Consider the following 398-nt stretch of genomic DNA (forward strand, 5'->3'; position numbering starts at 1 on the left):
GGCTGAAGCTGAAGTTGAATACAAAGATAAAGTGTCTCCATCTATCGATGTGAAATTTTCTGCAGCTGACGAAGCGGCTCTACTAGAGAAATTTACTCTAGCGGAAGGTCACGCGGGTCAGGGCGAAATCTCTATTGTTATCTGGACGACAACACCGTGGACTCTGCCGGCTAACCGCGCAGTATGTCTACGTGATGATCTTGAATACGTACTTATCCAAGTTGAAGCGAATGGCGAACAGCCAGCTCAACGTATCGTTGTTGCTTCTGAACTAGCAAAAGACGTAATGGATCGTGCGGGTATCGAGCACTTCCATAACCTTGGTTTTGCTACTGGTGCTGATCTTGAGCTTTCTCAATTCAACCACCCGTTCTACAACTTTACGGTTCCTGCTGTTC

General features: G+C 46.7%; 1 pseudogene. It reads left to right on the forward strand.

Features of this window, described 5'->3' with window-relative positions:
* Positions 1–398: pseudogene (ileS, locus tag AB4496_RS23965) on the forward strand (isoleucine--tRNA ligase); the annotation flags it as partial.

Origin of the sequence: Vibrio sp. 10N.222.46.A1 (assembly GCF_041473595.1) — a bacterium.
Classification (GTDB): Bacteria; Pseudomonadota; Gammaproteobacteria; order Enterobacterales; family Vibrionaceae; genus Vibrio; species Vibrio tasmaniensis_A.